Raw genomic sequence first — 17,366 nt, 5'->3', positions numbered from 1 at the left:
ACGCTCTCGTTCGCGGAGGATCAGTCGAGGACGAGCCCGGAGCCGACCAACCCGATCCGACCGATGCCGTGGTCGATCCTCCTCGAATACGACTGGCGCGACCCCTCGACACCGAAGTTCCGATCGTCCATGGTCGACGGCGAGCGGGTGGAGCCCCAGATGATTTGCCATCGGACGTGACTTCTGGTCTCGGGGCCCCGCCGGCGGCCCGGAACTCGACATGGATTCGTGGGATCGTCGCGACTGGCCGGACTTCGCGTCGTCCAGCCTCGCTCGGGAGTCGTGGGACGGGCATGGTCCGCGGGCAGCGTGGTCGCTGGGTCGGACCCGTGAGGGGGGAAGGACGATCGAGCACGTCGTCCTCATCACCGATCCCTTACTGAAGAGCGGTGAGGTGCCGCCACTCGACGCCCCCATCGAGGGCGCTCGCACAGTCACGGATGTGTGGTACGACACGGCGAACGGGCGCCTGACCCGGCTTCGCCATCGCCAGCAGACGGACGGGTGGAACGACAGCACCGAGATCACGTACGGCAGTGACATGTCGATCGTTCCGCCCCCGTCCGGCCGGATTCCGGCGGCCCCATTCCCTGGAGGATCGTCGCCGTCTCCCTCGAAGTGACGGCGCGGGTCCACCTGTCATCGTCAGGGGCGCGGCGCCCGAACCGGTCGTACAGTGGGGCGACCATCCCCGGCGCTGTCTCGGGGAACCGATCCCGGGAGGGTGACATGGCGCGGTACGAGGACGTGCATCCGGTCGATCCGCAGCCACGCATCGTCGAGCGCACCGTCGAGAAGATGCGTGCGGAGAACGCGCTCATCGCCTACCCCACGAGCTCGGGGTACGCCCTCGGGTGCGCGATGGGCAACCTCGAGGGACGCGACCGGATGCTGCACATCAGGCACCTGCGCGACGACCACCACTTCACGCTGCTGTGCCATGACTTCGCGCAGCTCGGGCAGGTCGTCGACGTGTCGAACGCGGTGTTCCGGGCGGTCAAGGCGGCGACGCCGGGGCCGTACACGTTCATCCTCCCCGCGACTCCGGAGGTGCCGCGCCGCCTCGCGCACCCCAAGAAGCGCACGGTCGGAGTACGCATCACCGACGACCCGCTCGCCCAAGCGCTGCTGGCCGGGCTGGGGGAACCGATGCTCACGACGACGCTCATCATGCCGGGACAGGAGTCGCCGATGACCGAGGGATGGCTCGTCAAGGACGACCTCGACCACCTCGTCGACATCGTCCTCGACACCGGAGAGTGCGGCCTCGAACCGACGACCGTGGTCGACCTGTCGAGCGGCACCGCCGAGATCCTGCGCTACGGAGCGGGCGATCCCTCGCCCTTCGAGATCGACTGACCGCCGTCGAAAAAGGCCGTGGCACAGCGGTCGTCCAGCACGCCCGTTCAGGTTCGAGGTTGCATCTATGCAGGCCAGAAGGCTTGGGCGTGGCGGTTCCACGCCCGTAGCCTGGTCGGGTGCGTGGGGTGAACGTGCGCCGGCTGGGCGCCATCAGAGGGCAGGACGCGATGGTGTTCGCGGCGTCGCTGCCGCTGCTCGCGCTGAGCGCGAGCCCGGTGTGGCGGGCGGGTGAATCCGTCTGGCGGATTCCGTGCCTCGTCGCGCTCGCCACCCTCCACCTCGCCCTTCTCGTGCGCGGACGGTTGCCGTGGGCGACGTTCGCCGCCAGTGGACTCGGTGCCCTCGTGCTGCTCGCCTCACCCGCGCTGCCGGGTTCGGCGACGACACTCCCCGGCCCGCTGCCGCCCATCCTGCTTCCCAGCGCCTGGCTGTTCGGCCTCGCGATCTACTCCGTGGCCGCGCACGCCCACGCCTACCGGCCCGTCGCCGTCGTCGTGGGCCTCGCCGGGGTCGCCGAGGTCACGGCCTCACTGTGGTCGGGCCTGCCCTGGTACCTCGTGCCGGCGATGCCGGAGGCGTGGCGGATCACGGTCGGTCTCGTCGGCGCCGGACTCGTCGCCCTCGCCTACGCCTGCGGTCGGTGGCGTGCGCTTCGGCGCAGCACCGACGACCTCGGCGAACGCTGGTCGACCGTCGCCGACGAACGCGCCACCACCGACCTCGACCATGCCGTGGCGCAGCAGCAGGCCCGCATGGCACGAGAGGTGCAGCGGGCCGTCGCCGAACACCTCGACGAGATCCTCGACAAGGCCCGCGAAGGTCGCCGCGCCGCCCGTCGCGCCCCCGCCCTCGCCGACGACGCGCTCGCCGACATCAGCCAGCAGGGCGAGGAGGCCCTCGGGCGCGTCCACTCCCTGCTCGCGCTGCTCGACGCGCCGGACCCCGAGGAGGTCGTCGCGCACGAGCCCGTCACCGCCGTCCTCGCACCCGAACACGCCCTGTCGCCGCAGCCGCAGCTCGAGGACCTCCCCAAGCTCATCGACGCCGCCCGCGGCGAGGGTCTGACCGTCACCCTCGAACTCATCGGCCAGCGGGGGGAGCTCTCGGTCGCCGCCCAACTCGCGCTCTACCGCACGGTGCAGGAGGCCCTCACCAACACGATCCGGCACGCCGGCCCGGGGGCCGTCGCCCACGTCGAGATCGACTGGGAGGGCGAGAACGTCGCCGTGCTCGTCGAGGACATCGTCCCCCCTCGGAATGTCGTGGCGGGCGACCTCGACGAGGCCGTCTTCACCGGCGGCGACACCGACGTCGACTACGTCGAGGGCCGCGGACTGCGTGTCGTGCGTGAACGGCTCGAGAGCCTCGACGGTCACCTCGAGGTCGAGCAGATGGAGGACGGCTACCGGGTGCGCGGTGTCGTGCCTCGGGATGCGTCCTTGCTGCGGGGCTGACCGGGACACCGCCTGCCCCCACCGCGTCCGTCACGGGACGGACGACCCACCCCTGATGACCGGATACCGCATGACGAGAACGGCCTCGACCGGCCCGCCGGCCGGGGTGAGGACGTGCGGCTGATCGGCGGAGTAGGCGAGCTGCCCGCCGGTCGTCAATCTGCGCGGAGTCGCGGGCGCGCCCGCCATGAGCGTGCCACCGAGCACGGTGAGATAGCCACGGGCGCCGCTGCGCAGTGGTCCGCGGCGGATCGACTCCCGGATGCGCAGACGATGGACCTCGACCTGGATGTCGTCGTCGATCCACGCGCCGAGAAGTTTCACGTCCATGCCCGTCACCGGGGTGATGAGCGGCGCCTCGCGACGTTCGGTGAGCAGGTCGGGCATGGCCACGCCGAGCCCGTCGGCGATCTTGGCGAGGGTGTCGAGGCTCGGGGTGCGGGCCGTGCGCTCGAGATCGGCCACCGTGGCGCGGCCGACCCCGCTGCGTTCGGAGAGCTCGGTGACCGAGAGGCCCTGGTCGACCCGCTCGGCGCGGATCCGCGAGCCCAGGCGGCTGACGGCACCCTCGGGTGACTCGGACATGTCGGCCCCTTCTCGCGTTTCACTGCCACGCCTGACCTTCGCCCCGACAGTACGCCAGTTCGGACCGCCACAGACCTGCCGGATCGGCCGCCGTTCACCGGGTGCCCGTGACGGCTCGACCTCCGGGGGAGTGGGTCCGTCGGCACCCGGGTCGCCCGCGTTCGACGACCTGTGGCGCGCCGAGCGGGCAGCCATCAGGCGCCGACCGCGCGCACGCGGCCCTCCGCGTCCCAGCCCGACGCGGTCCGCTCGATCGTGGGACGCGCGGCCACTACGGTGGGCGCGTGACCGACGACTCGCTGCGCACCCACGTGACCATGGCTACCCTCGCCGGCGCGACCGTCGCCGCCTGGACGGCCATGCCCGAGTACATCGACGGACGCTGGAAGCGCCTCGCGGCACGCGGCGCCCTCCTCACCGCCTCGTCCATCGGCGTGATCCTCGCCGACGACGACGAACCGACGCCCCACCCCGAGCGTGACGAGAAGTTCGCCGCGCTGAGTCGCGCCCTCGAGGATCCCGCACAGAGGGCGGCGATCTGGCTCATCGCCCTCGTCGGCCTCTCCGCGATCTCGGCCGGAGAGGAGAAGGCGTTCGACGCGGCCGCCGCCCGCCTGCGGGCGCGGGGAGCCCGAGCGCCACGCACGACGCTCGGCCTCGCGCTCGGCGCCCTCGCCGCCGGCACCCAACTCGCCCCCGGCCCGAAGCCCACGCCGGCCACGAGGTGAGGTGACCTGCGGGCCGGGTCGGGACGCGGTCGGCTCAGGGCTTGCTCGTGAACTCCGGGTGGCGTTTCTCGAGGAACGCGGCGAAGCCCTCCTGAGCGTCGGCGGTGAGCGCGCCCGCGGCCATCGACTCGATCGCGATGTCGTAGGCCTGCCGCTGGTCGAGCCCGATCTGGGCGTAGAACGCCTGCTTGCCCATGCTGCGGCCGTAGGCGGAGCCACGGGTGACGCGAGCGACGAGATCGTCCACGGCCGAGTCGAGTTCGTCGTCGGGAACGGCAGCGTTGATGAGTCCCCAGTCGGCGGCGGTCTCGGCGTCGATCGGGTCTCCGGTGAGCGCGAGTTCGAGGGCCCGCTTACGGCTGATGTTGCGTGAGACCGCGACGAGCGGGGTCGTGCAGAACAACCCACCCTTGCCGCCGGGCAGCGCGAACCCGGCCGACCGCGCGGCGATCGCGAGGTCGCAGGACGCGATGAGCTGGCATCCCGCGGCCGTGGCAAGGGCGTGGACCTTGGCGACGACGGGCTGCGGGATCTGCTGGATCGCGTCCATCATCTCGGTGCACAGCACGAACAGCGCGCGAGTCGTCGCGAGGTCGGCTCCTGCCATGTCACCGAAGTTGTGACCGGCCGAGAAGACCTTGCCCTCCGCGGCGAGGACGACGGCGAGCGCGTCGGTGCGGCCGGCCTCGCGGATCGCGTCGCGCAACTCCGTCATCACCTCCATCGAGAGCGCGTTGCGCTTCTCGGGCCGGGCGAGGGTGATCGTGATCGTCGCGCCGTCGCGCTCGACACGCACGAACCGGTAGGGCGAGGAGCCCGCGTCAGTGGTGTCAGTGGTGCCGGGAGTGCCGCTGGGGGCCTGTGTCGTCGTCATGAAGGCAGCATCGGTCGCAGTGGGGTGCGGTGTCGAGTGTCTCGCGCGTCGGAGGCGGGCCCGATCGAACCGTCCCACGTCTCGGTCATCGAGCGTCCGCCGGGCGCTCACCGGCGACGAAACCGGCATCGCTGCTGGTGAGAACGGGAGTGCCGCGCCCGCGGCAGGCGTGAGCACCCGTCGACAGGGTCGGCCGGGTTTACGAAACACCGATGTTGGTTAAGGTCTAAGTGAGGCGCGTGGCAGCGCACGCCACGCGCGGCCGATCGCATCGACGAGAGGAATGCTCATGGATGTCTACACCCTTCCCGACCTTCCGTACGACTACGCCGCTCTCGAGCCGCACATCAGCGCGAAGATCATGGAGCTGCACCACGACAAGCACCATGCGACCTACGTGAAGGCGGCCAACACGGCACTCGAGAAGATGGAGGAGGCGCGCCAGGACGGCACGATCGCCGACAAGGCCCTCCTGCTCTCGCGCAACCTGGCCTTCAACCTCGGTGGTCACACGAACCACTCGATCTTCTGGAAGAACATGTCCCCGGACGGTGGCGACAAGCCGACCGGTGAGCTCGCCTCCGCGATCGACGAGTTCTTCGGCGGGTTCGACAAGTTCCAGTCGCACTTCACCGCCGTCGCGACGACGATCCAGGGCTCCGGCTGGGCCGTGCTCGGCTACGACCAGATCGGTCAGCGCCTCGTCATCGAGCAGATGGAGGACCAGCACGGCGACATCACCGCCGGCATCATCCCCGTCGTCATGCTCGACATGTGGGAGCACGCGTTCTACCTCGACTACCAGAACGTCAAGCCCGACTACGTCAAGGCCTGGTGGAACGTCGTCAACTGGGCGGACGCCCAGCAGCGTTTCGACAACGCCCGCAACGCCGTTCAGCTCATCGGCTGACCTCGCGCCGCAGATCGAAGGCCGCCACCCCCACTCGGGGTGGCGGCCTTCGTCGTGCTCCGGCGACACGACGCAGGCGAGCCGGCCGGGCGACAGGCGGCGACGCGGCCGGTCATCGCGGATCCCGCGCAACAAAGACCGGTCACCGAGTTCGTCCGGAGCGGCCCGCACGGCGTCGTTGCAGGTCAGCGGGGTGGAGGCCCGCAGGGGTCGAGGCGGTGACCGGTCTTTCTTGTTCGGCGTGCGACGTGATCGCGAGCGTGAGCCGCCGTTCAGGGCTGGAGAACGACCTTCATGCACCCGTCGAGCTTCTTCTGGAACATCGCGTAGGCGCTGGGGGCGTCCTCGAGCGGAACGCGGTGGGTGGCCAGTGTCTCGAGTCCGAAGACGTCACCCTCGGTCTCGATGATCGAGAGCAACTCGTCGGTCCAGCGGCGGACGTTGGCCTGCCCCATGCGCAGGGTGAGCTGGCGGTCGAACAGCGAGATCATCGGCAGCGGGTCGGCCATGCCGCCGTAGACACCCGAGATCGACACCACGCCACCCCGGCGGGCCGCGCCCAGGGCCGTGTACAACGCGTCGAGGCGATCGATCCCGGTCTTCTCGATCGCAGTGCGCGCGATGGGGCCGGGCAGGCGGCCCACGAGGTTGATGACCTGCTCGGCGATCGGGTTGCCGTGGGCCTCCATGCCGACGGCGTCGACGGCGGAGTCGACGCCGCGCCCGTCGGTGAGGTCGCGGATCGCGGTGTGCACGTCACCGTCGACGTCGCGAAGGTCGATGGCCTCGACGCCGCGCGCCCGCGCCGTCGCGAGCCGGTCGGTGACGAGGTCGACCCCGATGACCCGTTCGGCGCCGAGGTACTGCGCGATGCGGGTGCAGAGCTGCCCCACCGGCCCGAGCCCGACGACCGCCACGGTCGACCCCGGGCCGACCTCCGCGTACTTCACCGCCTGCCACGCGGTCGGGAGGATGTCGGAGAGGTAGAGGTAGCGCTCGTCGGGGCCGTCGGCCGGCACGACGACGGGGCCGTACTGCGCCTGCGGCACCCGCAGGTATTCGGCCTGCCCACCCGGCACCGATCCGTACATGCTCGTGTAGCCGAACAGGGCTCCGCCTCGGTCCTGCTCGTGGTCGGCCGTCGTCTCGCACTGACTCTGCAGGTCGCGGGTGCACATCCAACAGTGGCCGCAGGAGATGTTGAAGGGCACCACCACTCGATCGCCGACCGACAGCCGCGACGCCTCGGGGCCGACCTCCTCGACGACGCCCATCGCCTCGTGGCCGAGGATGTCACCGGGAGCGAGGTAGGGGCCGAGGACGCGGTAGAGGTGCAGGTCGGAGCCGCAGATGGCCGTGGACGTGACACGGATGATCGCGTCGGTGGGCTCCTGGATCACCGGGTCCGGGACGTCCTCGACCGTGACCTTCTCGGTGCCCTGCCAAGTGAGTGCCTTCATGAATCCGCCTAATGCCGAGGTGGGACGGCGAGGTGTGTCACTCGCTCGTCACCCCCCATACCCGGCTGTCGAATCCCCATCCGCCCGGCCCGGCCGTTCGCTGCCGCACATCGTGTCGCGACGAGCGGGTAAGGGACTCACATGGACGCCTCCCAACGCACTCGACCCGTCGCCCTCGTCGCCGGGGCCTCACGGGGTCTCGGACTCATCGTCGCCCGCGAGCTCGCCTCCCGGGGATTTCGGGTCGCCGGCCTGAGCCGCGACCCGGACGCACTCGCCGGAGCGCGTGAGCGGATGCGGGAATGGGGTCTCGACCTCGACACCTACGTCGCCGACGTGCGCGACCCGGATCGCCTCGCCGAGGTCGTGGACGAGATCGAGCGCGACGCCGGCCGCATCGAGGTCGCGATCCACGTCGCGGGCGTCATTCAGGTCGGACCCGAGGAGGACTTCGACCGCGCCCAGTACGCCGACGCCGTCGACACGATGCTGTGGGGGCCGATCAACGTGACCCAGGCCGTGCTCCCCGCGATGCGCCGCCGCGGCCGGGGGCGGCTGGGGGTCGTGACGTCGATCGGCGGGATGATCAGCGTGCCGCACCTGCTGCCGTACTCGACGGCGAAGTTCGGCGCGGTGGGCTACACGCGCGGTCTGTCTGCCGAGCTCGCCGGTACCGGGGTGACCGCGACGACGATCGTCCCCGGTCTCATGCGGACCGGCTCGCACGTACAGGCCGAGTTCGTCGGTGACGCCGAGGCCGAGTACGCCTGGTTCGCGCCGGGCGCCTCGCTGCCGCTCGTCGCGATGGACGCCGAGCGTGCCGCTCGCAAGATGGTCGAGGCCGTGCTCGCCGGGCGCAGCCTCGCCCTGATCTCGCCGCTGACCAAGATCGCGGTGCGCGTCAACGGTGTCGCACCGGCGACGACCGGTGCCGTCCTCGGCCTCATGGCCCGGCTGCTGCCGGCGTCGGACGGTCGCGACCGACCCGGGACGGTGCTCGGTCACGACGCGCGCGAGACTGTCGTCCGGCATCGTCGAGACGCTCACCACCCTCGGCACCAAGGCCTCCGCCCGATTCAACGAGAACAGGCGGCCGAACCCGGCCTGAGCGACGACGAGACATACGGCGCGGATCGGTGCACGCCTTGGGTACGGGCGACACGCGATCCGAGGCGCGTCTCGTGGGCATAAGGCGTGCACAGATGCGGCGCGCGTTGTGTCGATACCTGGGCTAGAGGCGGACGAAGGGCCCGTAGCCTGGGGAGATGACCGAGGCGTTCGAGATCACCGGCGCGGGAACACTGCTCGTGGCGTGTCTGCTCGCGCTCGGCGCGCTCGTCGGCGTGACCCGCCTCTGGCCCCGCCTCGCCACCCCCGGAGCGAAGTCCGTGGTCGGCCGGGTCGTGGCGCAGCTCCTCGTCACGGTGGTGCTCGTGGCCGCGGTCGGGGTGGCGGTCAATCGTGGCGGATTGTGGTTCGTCTCGTGGCGTGACCTGGGCTCCGTCCTGCTCGGACCCGGCGACGCGGCGATGACCGAGCACGGTGCGGCTCCCGGCTCGGCGGCAGCGACCGACGTCGGGCCCTGGGGGCCCGCGAACGCGAACGTCGCGCCGTCCGCGGCACCGACGACCGACCCGCACACCGGACTCACGACGTACACGGTCTCCGGCCCGGCCAGTGGGCACACCGGCAAGGTGCACGTCTGGACGCCGCCGGCCGGGACGGCGGCGCCTCGCCGGGTACTCGAGGTCTTCCACGGCTACCCGGTGTCGGCGCAGAGCGCGTTCGCCAATCTCCGGCTCGGCGACTGGGCCGCCCAGGGGCTGCGTGACACGGTGATCGTCATCCCCGACTGGTCACCGGTGGAGTTCGACACCGAGTGCGTCGACGGACCGGCCGGGAAGATGGAGACCTGGCTGACCACGGACGTCCCCGCGTGGGCGGTGCGCACCCTCGGCGCGGCGCCCGACCGGGGATCGTGGGCGACGCTGGGTTACAGCGCCGGCGGCTACTGCGCGTCGATGGCGGCGATGCGGCATCCGCAGACCTACGCCGCGGGGATCTCCCTTGGCGGCTATACCCGGCCGGTGTTCTCCGCGCACTACACGCCGTTCCCGCCCGAAGGCACGCCCTACGACCTGCCGCGGCTCGCGCGCACCGACCCACCACCGGTGGCCCTGCTCACGCAGTACTCCCACAGGGATACCTATGCCGCGCCCTCCTCGGCCGACCTCGTCGCCGCGGCCCGTGCCCCGTTCTCGGTCACCGCATGGGAGACCCCCGACACCGGCCACCGCGTCGGGGCCTGGAAGCCGCTCATCCCCCACGCCTTCGCCTGGCTGAAGAAGACGGCGCCGGGGTTCGCCTGAGCGGCGGGGCTCGCGGACCACCCCGAACCGCGGGCCCGTGGTAGGATGCGGTTCCTGGGCTGGCCCGCAAGGCCCTGGCCCACCCTATAGGCGGGGATTTCCCCCGCCTATTTTTTTTGGGCAGGACCGTGTCGCGTGAACTGAGTGTCTTCATCGATGAGTCCGGTGACTTCGGGCCGTTGCAGCGGCACTCGCCGTTCTATGTGCTGGCGTTGGTCTTCCATGACCAACGGACCGACATCCTCAGCCAGTTGGAGCACATTCACCACGCCCTCGTCGCCCACGGTCTCGCGAGTCGGCACGCCATTCACACCGCACCTCTCATTCGCCGAGAGAACGACTACCGCTGGATGGACATGAAGCAGCGTCGGTCACTCTTTCGCATCCTTCACGACTTCGTTCGTCACTGCGACGTACGGGTGGCTTGCCTCGTCTTCGACAAACGTGAACTCAGCGGTAGGGATCAACTCGTGGGAGCCATGTCTCGGGGTCTGGGGGCGCTCGTTCAAGAGCATCGTGAATACCTGGAGGCATGGGAGAAGCTGGTCATCTACTACGACAACGGGCAGCGTGAGATCACGGATCTGGTCAACAGTGTGTTCAATGCTCTCCTGACCAACGTAGAGGTACGCAAGGTGATCCCCGCCGACTACAGCCTCTTCCAGGCAGCCGACCTGTGCTGCACCCTGGCCCTGCTTCAGGCCAAGCTGTCATCGACCGGCCTGTCGAAATCCGAGTCGGACTTCTTCTCTACCCCTAAGAGCAGCGCACCGCGCGCCCTCAAGAAGGGGTATCTCACCCTTTCGAACGTCAACGCTTCTCTGGATGAAGCAGCAGGTGCTCATCCCACCTTTGCCGCGCGGTCCAGGGCGGCGCGCAGGTCGATGAGGATGTCCTCGGTGGCGTCGATGCCGACGGAGAACCGCAGCAGGCCCTCGCGGATGCCGGCGACCTCGCGGGCCTCCTCGGTCATCGAGGAGTGGGTCATCGTGGGCGGGTGGGCGACGAGTGACTCGATGCCGCCGAGGGATTCGGCGAGGTTGAACACCTGCAGCCCGTCGACGAAGGCGGCCACGGCGTCGTAGCCGCCCGCGAGCTCGGCGCTCACCATGCCACCGAAGCCGTGCTGCTGGCGCGCGGCGATCTCGTGACCGGGGTGCTCGGGCAGACCCGGGTAGTACGTATGCGACACCGCATCGTGGGAGGCGAAGAGCTCGGCGACCGCGGCCGCGTTGCGCTGGTGCGCCTCGAGACGCACGGCGAGGGTACGCAGACCGCGCAGGGTCTGAGCCGAGTCGTACGGGCTCGCGGGCAGGCCGAGGACGTTCGCCCACCAGGCCACCTGCTCGGCGAGCTCCTCGTCGGCGGCGACGACCGCCCCGCCGACGACGTCGCTGTGCCCGTTGACGTACTTGGTCGTCGAGTGCACGACCGCGTCGACACCGAACTCGAACGGCCGCTGGACGAGCGGCGAACAGAACGTGTTGTCCGCGACGACCTTGGCGCCTGCGGCGTGTGCGGCCTTCGTCACCGCCTCGATGTCGGTGATGCGCAGCAGCGGGTTGCTCGGCGTCTCGATCCACACCAACGCCGGCGACTGCGCGAGCGCCGCGTCGAGCTGAGCGGGGTCGGAGAAGTCGACGGTCACCATGCGGATGTCTCCGCGTGCGTGCAGGGAGTCGAACAGGCGCCAGCTCCCGCCGTAACAGTCGTGCGGGACGACGACGGTGCCGCCGCGCTCGACGAGCACGTAGAGGATGTTGGTGATCGCGGCCATGCCGCTCGCGGTGATCGTCGTGCCGGCGCCGCCCTCGAGCGTCGAGATGGCCTCCGCGAGCACGTCGCGGGTCGGGTTGCCGCACCGCGTGTAGTCGTACGGGCGCGGCTCGCCGAGCCCGGTGAACGAGTACGTGCTGCTCAGGTACATGGGCGGCACCACGGCGCCCTGGCTCTCGTCGGTGCCGATGCCGGCACGCAGGCCACGGGTGATGCGGGAGATGTCGCTCATGTCTGCTCCTTCGCTCAGGCGTGACAGCCGAGATGCCGTCCATGCGGGGAAGGAGCGCGCCGGGCATGCCCCGGCTCGACCCATCTTCCGGCGGGCAACCGCGCCCTCCGCAGGAATTGGCACCGTGCACCCGCGAGATGCGGGCCGGTTGCCCCGGCGTCGTCGGGCCTGTCCCTCAGCCGGTCTGGATGGATGTCTCTCCACGGTAAGCGCCGAGACCGGGGGAGACGTCCGGCCGGTTCATCAGGTGAGACGGTCGTGGTGGCCTGCCGGGCAAGGCCATTGGAGTCGCAGGCCGGGCGACTCCGGCGCCGGGGCGCGTGGTGAGAAACCTCCGGCTCAGGCGCCCGGGCGCGTGGCGAGAACCTCGAGTGCGAGGTCGGGGCGGTCGGTGACGATGCCGTCGACCCCGAGGTCGAGGAGCTCGCGCATGGTCGCGGGATCGTCGATCGTCCACACGTGCACCTGCTTGCCGAGGGCGTGGGCGCGGCGCACGAAACCCGGCGTGACGACGCGTACCCGGACCGGCCCGATGTACTGATACATCGGTACTTGGTAGACGACGCCCGGGGTGCGCAGCCACCGCCACGCGATCGGCAACAGTCGCAGGAGCGCGATGCCGATCCGCCCCGACGACGTCGCGACCCGGCCGCGAGTCAGCGCGCGAAAGCGCCACAGCCGGCGATCGGAGAAGGAGCCGACGCAGGCGCGTCGTCCGCGACTCGGGTCGGCGAGGACGGCCGCCAGGGGCACCACCGCACCTGGCGCCTTGAGGTCGATCGTGAACGTCGCGGCAGGAAGCGCGTCCATGAGTTCGGTGAGCAGCGGGATCTGCTCGCCTCCCACCGAGGCGGCGCGCACCTCGCTCGACGGCAGTTCGGCGATCGCGCCGATGCGGTCACTGACGCGGTCGAGGACCTCGTCGTGCGCGGCGACCAGCACCCCGTCGGCGGCGGCGTGGACGTCGGTCTCCATGTGCCGGGCGCCGGCCTCCCAGGCGGCGCGAAAGGCCGCGAGCGTGTTCTCGCGGCCGATGTTCACGGACATGAGGGCGCCGCCCCGGTGTGCGAGCACGAGGGGCGGCGCGGAGAAGACGTCCGTCACGACGTCAGCATGGCGCATGCGCCGAAGGGGCGCAGGCCGTGGAGGGGGAGGTGACGTCAGCGCAGCGGCAGCGCGATGTTGGCCTGGCGAGTCATCTCGACGGTGGACAGGCCCTGGCCAGCGCGGCGCAGGTTGCCGGAGACCGACTCGTGGCTACGCGAGTGCGAACCGACCGTGGTCATGGCGACGAGAGCGAGAACGATGAAGAAGAAAGCGAACATGATGAAACCCCCTCGGTGATGATGTGTGGTGGTCGCGGAGGGTGCGGCATCACGAGTGGGACGGCGTTGTCGACCAGATTCGTGGTGGCCCGTTGCCGGGTGTATCGCAGCGACGAGTCAATTATGTGGTACATCAACTGGTAACCACAAGTGACGTAAAGTGCGGTCTACTATGTAGCATCGCTACATGCTCGATATGCGTCGATTGCAGTGTCTTCAGGCGGTTCACGTGCACGGATCCGTGCTCGACGCCGCGCTGGAGCTGGGCCTCACCTCCTCGGCCGTGAGTCAGCAGATCAGCAAGCTCGAACGCGAGGTCGACGCCCGCCTGCTCGAACGGGCCGGACGGGGGGTCGTGCTCACCGACGCCGCCCGCATCCTCGTCGAGGCGGCCGACGAGATCAGCGCGGTCAACGACCGTGCGGTGGCCCGGCTCGAGGATCTGCGGCACGACCTCAGCGGCACCCTGCGGGTCGCGAGCTTTCCCAGCGTCATCGGCCCGTTCGTGGCTCCCGCGCTCGCCGAGCTCCGGGACGAGGCTCCCGGCCTGGAGGTCCGGCTGCACGAGATGTTCCCCGACCGGGCCCACGACGCGGTCCTCGGCGGCCACGTCGACGTGGCGGTCATCCATCTCTGGGGTGACGCGATGCCCACTGCGACCAGGGGATTCACCTCGACGGCGGTGGGTGACGACCCCATCGAGGTGCTCGTGCCGGCCGCTCACCCCCTCGCCGGCCGGCCGGAGGTCTCGCTCGACGAACTCGTCGACGACGTCTGGGTCACCGACGATCTCGAGGGGTTCTGCCGCAACTGGCTCATCCGGCGGATGAGCGCGGCCGGCCGCCGCCCCCGGATCCACCACCTCGTCGACGAGATCGCCGGGCAACTCGCGCTGGTGTCGGCCGGACTGTGCAACGCGCTGCTTCCGCGGATCGCGTACGGCGAGTTGCCGCCGACCATTCGCGCACTGCCACTGACGGGAGTGACCCCCTTTCGGCGCCTGCACCTCGTCTATCGGGAGTCCTCCGCGGCGCGTCCGGGGGTCCGTCGCTTCATCGAGCAACTTCACAGTCGCGTGTCCACATCGTGGACACAGACGGGACGCTGAACACGAAGGACCCCGAAGGGTTCCGAGATGGGGGTCGTGTCATACAGATGCGCGCGGGGATCGCGAGGCTAGCCTGTGCCGAGTGGACCCCCTCAGCGCCCTCCTCGACGGTGGTGAACGCACGCTCGACCTCAGGGTGGGCGCGCCGTGGTCGGTCGCGCTGACCGAGCCGCCGACCGTGACGATCGTCGCGCTGGCAGGTGGCGAGGCATGGTGCCACGGTGACGAGGGCAACCCGCTGCATCTTCGCACCGGAGACCTCGCGTTCCTGCGTCCCGACGGCCCCCGAGTTCTCACGAACTCCTGCGAACGGCCGAGCCTGCCGCGCCGGGGCGCGCGCACCCCGGTCGTCACCGGCGCCTCTCCTGCCGGCGACACCCACCTGTTCCTGCGCTCGTTCGGTCGGGCCGACGACGCGGCCATCGACTTCCTCTCGACGCTCGGACCGGAGAGGGTCTTCAGCACCGACCCCGGGGCCCCGCTGTGGAAGCTCATGCAGGAGGAGGCCGCGCACCTCTCCGTCGCCACCTCGAGCGTCCTCGTTCGTCTGGTCGACCTGCTGTTCATCGACGCCGTGCGCCGGTGGGTCGCCGACAGCGAGGCCCACGGGTGGGCCCGTGCGGTGCTCGATCCCGTCGTCGGCGCGGCCCTCCACCTGTTCCACGACGAACCGGGACATCAGTGGACGTTGCAGGAGGTCGCCGACCGCGTCGGCACCAGCCGCACCTCGCTCTCGCGCCGCTTCCAACTGCTCGTCGGCGAACCGCCGATGACGTATCTGCGACAGTGGCGCCTCACGCGTGCGGCCACCCTGCTCGCCCAGGAGGAGGCGAGCGTCGCCACCGTCGCACGACGCAGCGGGTTCGCCGACCCGTTCGAGTTCAGCGCCGCCTTCTCCAAGAAGTTCGGCCTGCCGCCGAGCCGCTACCGGGATCGCGAGGCCTACACCGGCGCCTGACTCCTGGGGCGGGCGCGTACCCGCAGCTCAGCAGCGTGGTTCGACCGAGCGGGCGCGGTAGTTCCTCGCGAGGTAGGACTCGACACCGTCACAGCGCACGGCGCGGGGGACCGACGTCTCGTGCATGACGATGGTGTCGGTGGGGCGGCCGGTCCCGGCGGCCTCCGCCGCCTCGGCCGCTGCGCGCGTGGCGTACCAGCACCAGCTCGACACCTGTTTGCGTTCGCCCTCGCCGCTGGGCGTGCAGTGGGCGAGCACCCAGACCGAACGGGTCGGCCCGTCGATGCCCGGCGGACGCCGGTGGATGACCTCGGCGGCCCGGTGTACCGCGGCGTCGGGGTCGCTGACCTCGTGCAGCACCGCTGCCTCGAGCGGATGCGGCAGTTGGGACCACTGGGCGACGTACTCCGCAGCCTCGTCGTCGACGGGGATCGACTGCGATTCGGACACCGACTTCATCTCCTCGTTCCGGAGGTCTCCTCGCGTACAGCGGAGACATCCTGACATGGCTGATCATGAGAGTGGCACCTGCCCGCCACGGTGGGACAGCTCATCGTCCGGGCGTTGCGTGCAAGAGCCAGATTCGCCGGCCTTCGTCGGTCTCGGCGCGAACCAGCGCCCCGGCGGAGGAGACGGCCTCCACGAGGGCGGTGCGCACGCTCACCCTGGTGGGCGGTCGGCCGGGGCCGACGAGGAGCAGTGCGCCGTCCACCACACCGTACGCCCGGTCCTCGGCGACGAGGACGGTGCGCCAGTCTCCGAGATCGCTCACCTGGCCGGCGCGCACGTCGACGAGGCTCCGCCCGAGGATCCCCCACGTGCCCGAGGGTGAGGGTGCCCAGACGGGGTGCCGCGACGGCTCGTAGCCGCCCTGGAAACTCGCGCGCACGGCCGCGCCGTCGTGGTGGACGACGAGGTGCGGGCGTTCGCGGTCGGGGTGGGCGAGGATCACCGCCGACCCGAGTGCCCCCACGACCACGGGCGGCGTCGCGGTCCGCTCGGACGAGGCCCCCGCCTGTTCCCACGGCGTCGGCGGTGCGGGTGCGGTCGAGGGTCGCAGATGCCACCAGCCGCGCGGACCACCGGCGAGGATGCTCCCATCGGCTCGACCGGCGAGCGCGGTCGCGCCGTCAGGGATCTCGACCGTGCGGAGGCCGGAGGCGTCGAGCACCGCCGCCGAGGTCGGTGAGAGTCGCACCATGGGGGCCGTTCCGGCGACGACGAGTTCGGCGCCGTCGGGCACCTCTGTCTCGACGAGCGCGCGGCCGTCGGAGGCCGCTCGCACCACGACGCGCCGGCCTGCCTGCAGCGCGACGGCCCTCTCCCCGGCGAGGTGCGTGATCGCGGGGCCGACGCCGATGCTGTCCTCGGGTAGCGCGGCCTGCCATCGGGTCGCACCCGTCGCGGGATCGAGCGCCACCAGCGTGTGCTCGGCGGTGACGAACACGACCGCCTCCGGGCTCGGCGCGGATCCCCCGGCCGCGGGGACGACCGCGACGCGCGACTCGGGTTCCAGAGCGGGCCCGGCCCACCGTGCCTCGCGCGCCCAGCCGTCGGGTGGCTCGTGCGGGAAGGTCGCCCCGGCCGTGACCCGCACGGGTTCGGTGTCGTTCGCACCCCGGAACACGGCGACACCTCCGAGTGCGAGCACGACGACCGTGGCGACGGCGAGGGCTGCCACGGCGATGCGGTGGGCCCGTCGGGAGTGGATGGTGCGGGCGGATCGGGTGGATCCGGTGCCGCGCTGGGCACGGCGGCGCGTGGCCGGCGACTCGACGTCGGGAGGGCTCTGCTCGGTCGGGTCCGTCGCGACGGCCGGATCCGGCGGGGTGGAGGCGCCTGTTCGAGGGGAGCCTGTCGGCGAGGGGCCGCCGACGGCCTGCGACCGCCGATCCTCCAGGCGTCGCAGGCGCCACCGCCGGCGGGTGCCCGCGCGCTTCGCCGGGCGCACCGGCGGTTGCCGTGTCGACCGGTTCGACCGGCACGGGCCACGCCTGGTCCCGCTCCGGCCAGTCGTCGAGGTCGAGTGTCGCGGTCTGGGCGGCGACCATGGCCTCGCCGATCGTCGGCAGCGTCGTCGTCACTGCCGTCGCCGCCGATGACGTCACCGTCGCGTCGACGGCGTGTCGAGAAGCTCGCCGTGGGCCCGCGGACGACACCGGGGATTTCTCGAGGGCGGGCGCGGTCGTCTCGGGCGGCGGCACGAAGCGATCGTCGTGCGTCGC

16 protein-coding genes, 1 pseudogene and 1 riboswitch are annotated in these 17,366 nt (G+C 70.8%); of the genes and pseudogenes, 9 read left to right on the top strand and 8 right to left on the bottom strand.

The features are described 5' to 3' along the window. Positions 1 to 729 precede the first annotated feature (729 nt). Positions 730 to 1,359 carry an L-threonylcarbamoyladenylate synthase gene (locus BN1197_RS04085; protein WP_040156330.1) on the top strand — a complete coding sequence of 210 codons (630 nt, stop codon included), beginning with the start codon at positions 730 to 732 and terminating at the stop codon, positions 1,357 to 1,359. A 119-nt stretch (positions 1,360 to 1,478) separates the two neighbouring features. Then, positions 1,479 to 2,816 (top strand): sensor histidine kinase, encoded by a 1,338-nt coding sequence (locus BN1197_RS04080; RefSeq protein ID WP_141397208.1) that lies wholly within the window; start codon positions 1,479 to 1,481, stop codon positions 2,814 to 2,816. Between the two features lie 30 nt (positions 2,817 to 2,846). Here BN1197_RS04080 and BN1197_RS04075 read toward each other — a convergent pair whose 3' ends face one another. Beyond that, a complete protein-coding gene (locus BN1197_RS04075) occupies positions 2,847 to 3,401 on the bottom strand; it encodes a helix-turn-helix domain-containing protein (RefSeq protein ID WP_052465962.1) in 555 nt (184 codons plus the stop codon). Between the two features lie 284 nt (positions 3,402 to 3,685). On the opposite strand from BN1197_RS04075, the gene BN1197_RS04070 reads away from it, so the two are divergent. Continuing rightward, positions 3,686 to 4,129 carry a hypothetical protein gene (locus BN1197_RS04070; protein ID WP_040156328.1) on the top strand — a complete coding sequence of 148 codons (444 nt, stop codon included), beginning with the start codon at positions 3,686 to 3,688 and terminating at the stop codon, positions 4,127 to 4,129. 34 nt (positions 4,130 to 4,163) lie between these two features. Here BN1197_RS04070 and BN1197_RS04065 read toward each other — a convergent pair whose 3' ends face one another. Then, positions 4,164 to 5,003: an enoyl-CoA hydratase-related protein gene (locus BN1197_RS04065; RefSeq protein ID WP_082043603.1), complete on the bottom strand. Its 840-nt coding sequence runs from the start codon at positions 5,001 to 5,003 to the stop codon at positions 4,164 to 4,166. A gap of 283 nt (positions 5,004 to 5,286) precedes the next feature. Between BN1197_RS04065 and BN1197_RS04060 the strand changes: the two genes are divergently transcribed. Then, on the top strand, positions 5,287 to 5,913 hold the full coding sequence (locus BN1197_RS04060; RefSeq protein WP_217991145.1) for a superoxide dismutase: 627 nt from the start codon (positions 5,287 to 5,289) through the stop codon (positions 5,911 to 5,913). 272 nt (positions 5,914 to 6,185) lie between these two features. Here BN1197_RS04060 and BN1197_RS04055 read toward each other — a convergent pair whose 3' ends face one another. Further along, a complete protein-coding gene (locus BN1197_RS04055; RefSeq protein ID WP_040156327.1) occupies positions 6,186 to 7,373 on the bottom strand; it encodes a zinc-dependent alcohol dehydrogenase in 1,188 nt (395 codons plus the stop codon). A 141-nt stretch (positions 7,374 to 7,514) separates the two neighbouring features. Here BN1197_RS04055 and BN1197_RS04050 point away from each other — a divergent pair, with 141 nt between their 5' ends. The 3 genes and pseudogenes from BN1197_RS04050 to BN1197_RS18080 form a co-directional block, all read left to right on the top strand. Beyond that, on the top strand, positions 7,515 to 8,564 hold the full coding sequence (locus BN1197_RS04050) for an SDR family NAD(P)-dependent oxidoreductase (protein ID WP_245851816.1): 1,050 nt from the start codon (positions 7,515 to 7,517) through the stop codon (positions 8,562 to 8,564). A 74-nt stretch (positions 8,565 to 8,638) separates the two neighbouring features. Then, positions 8,639 to 9,742, top strand: a complete 1,104-nt coding sequence (locus BN1197_RS04045; RefSeq protein WP_040156326.1) for an alpha/beta hydrolase — start codon at positions 8,639 to 8,641, stop codon at positions 9,740 to 9,742. A 128-nt stretch (positions 9,743 to 9,870) separates the two neighbouring features. Next, positions 9,871 to 10,419: pseudogene (locus BN1197_RS18080) on the top strand (DUF3800 domain-containing protein); the annotation flags it as partial. A gap of 164 nt (positions 10,420 to 10,583) precedes the next feature. On the opposite strand, the gene metB reads toward BN1197_RS18080, so the two are convergent. The 3 genes from metB to BN1197_RS17265 form a co-directional block, all read right to left on the bottom strand. Then, positions 10,584 to 11,750 carry a cystathionine gamma-synthase gene (gene metB, locus BN1197_RS04040; RefSeq protein WP_040156325.1) on the bottom strand — a complete coding sequence of 389 codons (1,167 nt, stop codon included), beginning with the start codon at positions 11,748 to 11,750 and terminating at the stop codon, positions 10,584 to 10,586. A gap of 77 nt (positions 11,751 to 11,827) precedes the next feature. After that, positions 11,828 to 11,945: riboswitch (SAM riboswitch) on the bottom strand. Between the two features lie 144 nt (positions 11,946 to 12,089). Then, positions 12,090 to 12,854, bottom strand: coding sequence for a glycerophosphodiester phosphodiesterase family protein (locus BN1197_RS04035; RefSeq protein ID WP_040156680.1), 765 nt, complete (start codon positions 12,852 to 12,854; stop codon positions 12,090 to 12,092). A 56-nt stretch (positions 12,855 to 12,910) separates the two neighbouring features. Beyond that, positions 12,911 to 13,075, bottom strand: a complete 165-nt coding sequence (locus BN1197_RS17265) for a hypothetical protein (RefSeq protein WP_176489706.1) — start codon at positions 13,073 to 13,075, stop codon at positions 12,911 to 12,913. 187 nt (positions 13,076 to 13,262) lie between these two features. Here BN1197_RS17265 and BN1197_RS04030 point away from each other — a divergent pair, with 187 nt between their 5' ends. After that, on the top strand, positions 13,263 to 14,183 hold the full coding sequence (locus BN1197_RS04030) for a LysR family transcriptional regulator (protein WP_040156324.1): 921 nt from the start codon (positions 13,263 to 13,265) through the stop codon (positions 14,181 to 14,183). A gap of 82 nt (positions 14,184 to 14,265) precedes the next feature. Further along, positions 14,266 to 15,141 carry an AraC family transcriptional regulator gene (locus tag BN1197_RS04025; RefSeq protein ID WP_040156322.1) on the top strand — a complete coding sequence of 292 codons (876 nt, stop codon included), beginning with the start codon at positions 14,266 to 14,268 and terminating at the stop codon, positions 15,139 to 15,141. Between the two features lie 27 nt (positions 15,142 to 15,168). Here BN1197_RS04025 and BN1197_RS04020 read toward each other — a convergent pair whose 3' ends face one another. Both BN1197_RS04020 and BN1197_RS04015 read right to left on the bottom strand, forming a co-directional pair. Beyond that, a complete protein-coding gene (locus BN1197_RS04020) occupies positions 15,169 to 15,591 on the bottom strand; it encodes a hypothetical protein (protein ID WP_141397207.1) in 423 nt (140 codons plus the stop codon). A gap of 100 nt (positions 15,592 to 15,691) precedes the next feature. Continuing rightward, positions 15,692 to 16,822, bottom strand: a complete 1,131-nt coding sequence (locus BN1197_RS04015) for an outer membrane protein assembly factor BamB family protein (protein WP_176489705.1) — start codon at positions 16,820 to 16,822, stop codon at positions 15,692 to 15,694. Between the last annotated feature and the right edge of the window lie 544 nt (positions 16,823 to 17,366).

It is taken from the genome of Mobilicoccus massiliensis (genome assembly GCF_000826525.2).
Classification (GTDB): domain Bacteria; phylum Actinomycetota; class Actinomycetes; order Actinomycetales; family Dermatophilaceae; genus Mobilicoccus; species Mobilicoccus massiliensis.
This window is presented reverse-complemented; position numbering and strand designations above follow the sequence as displayed.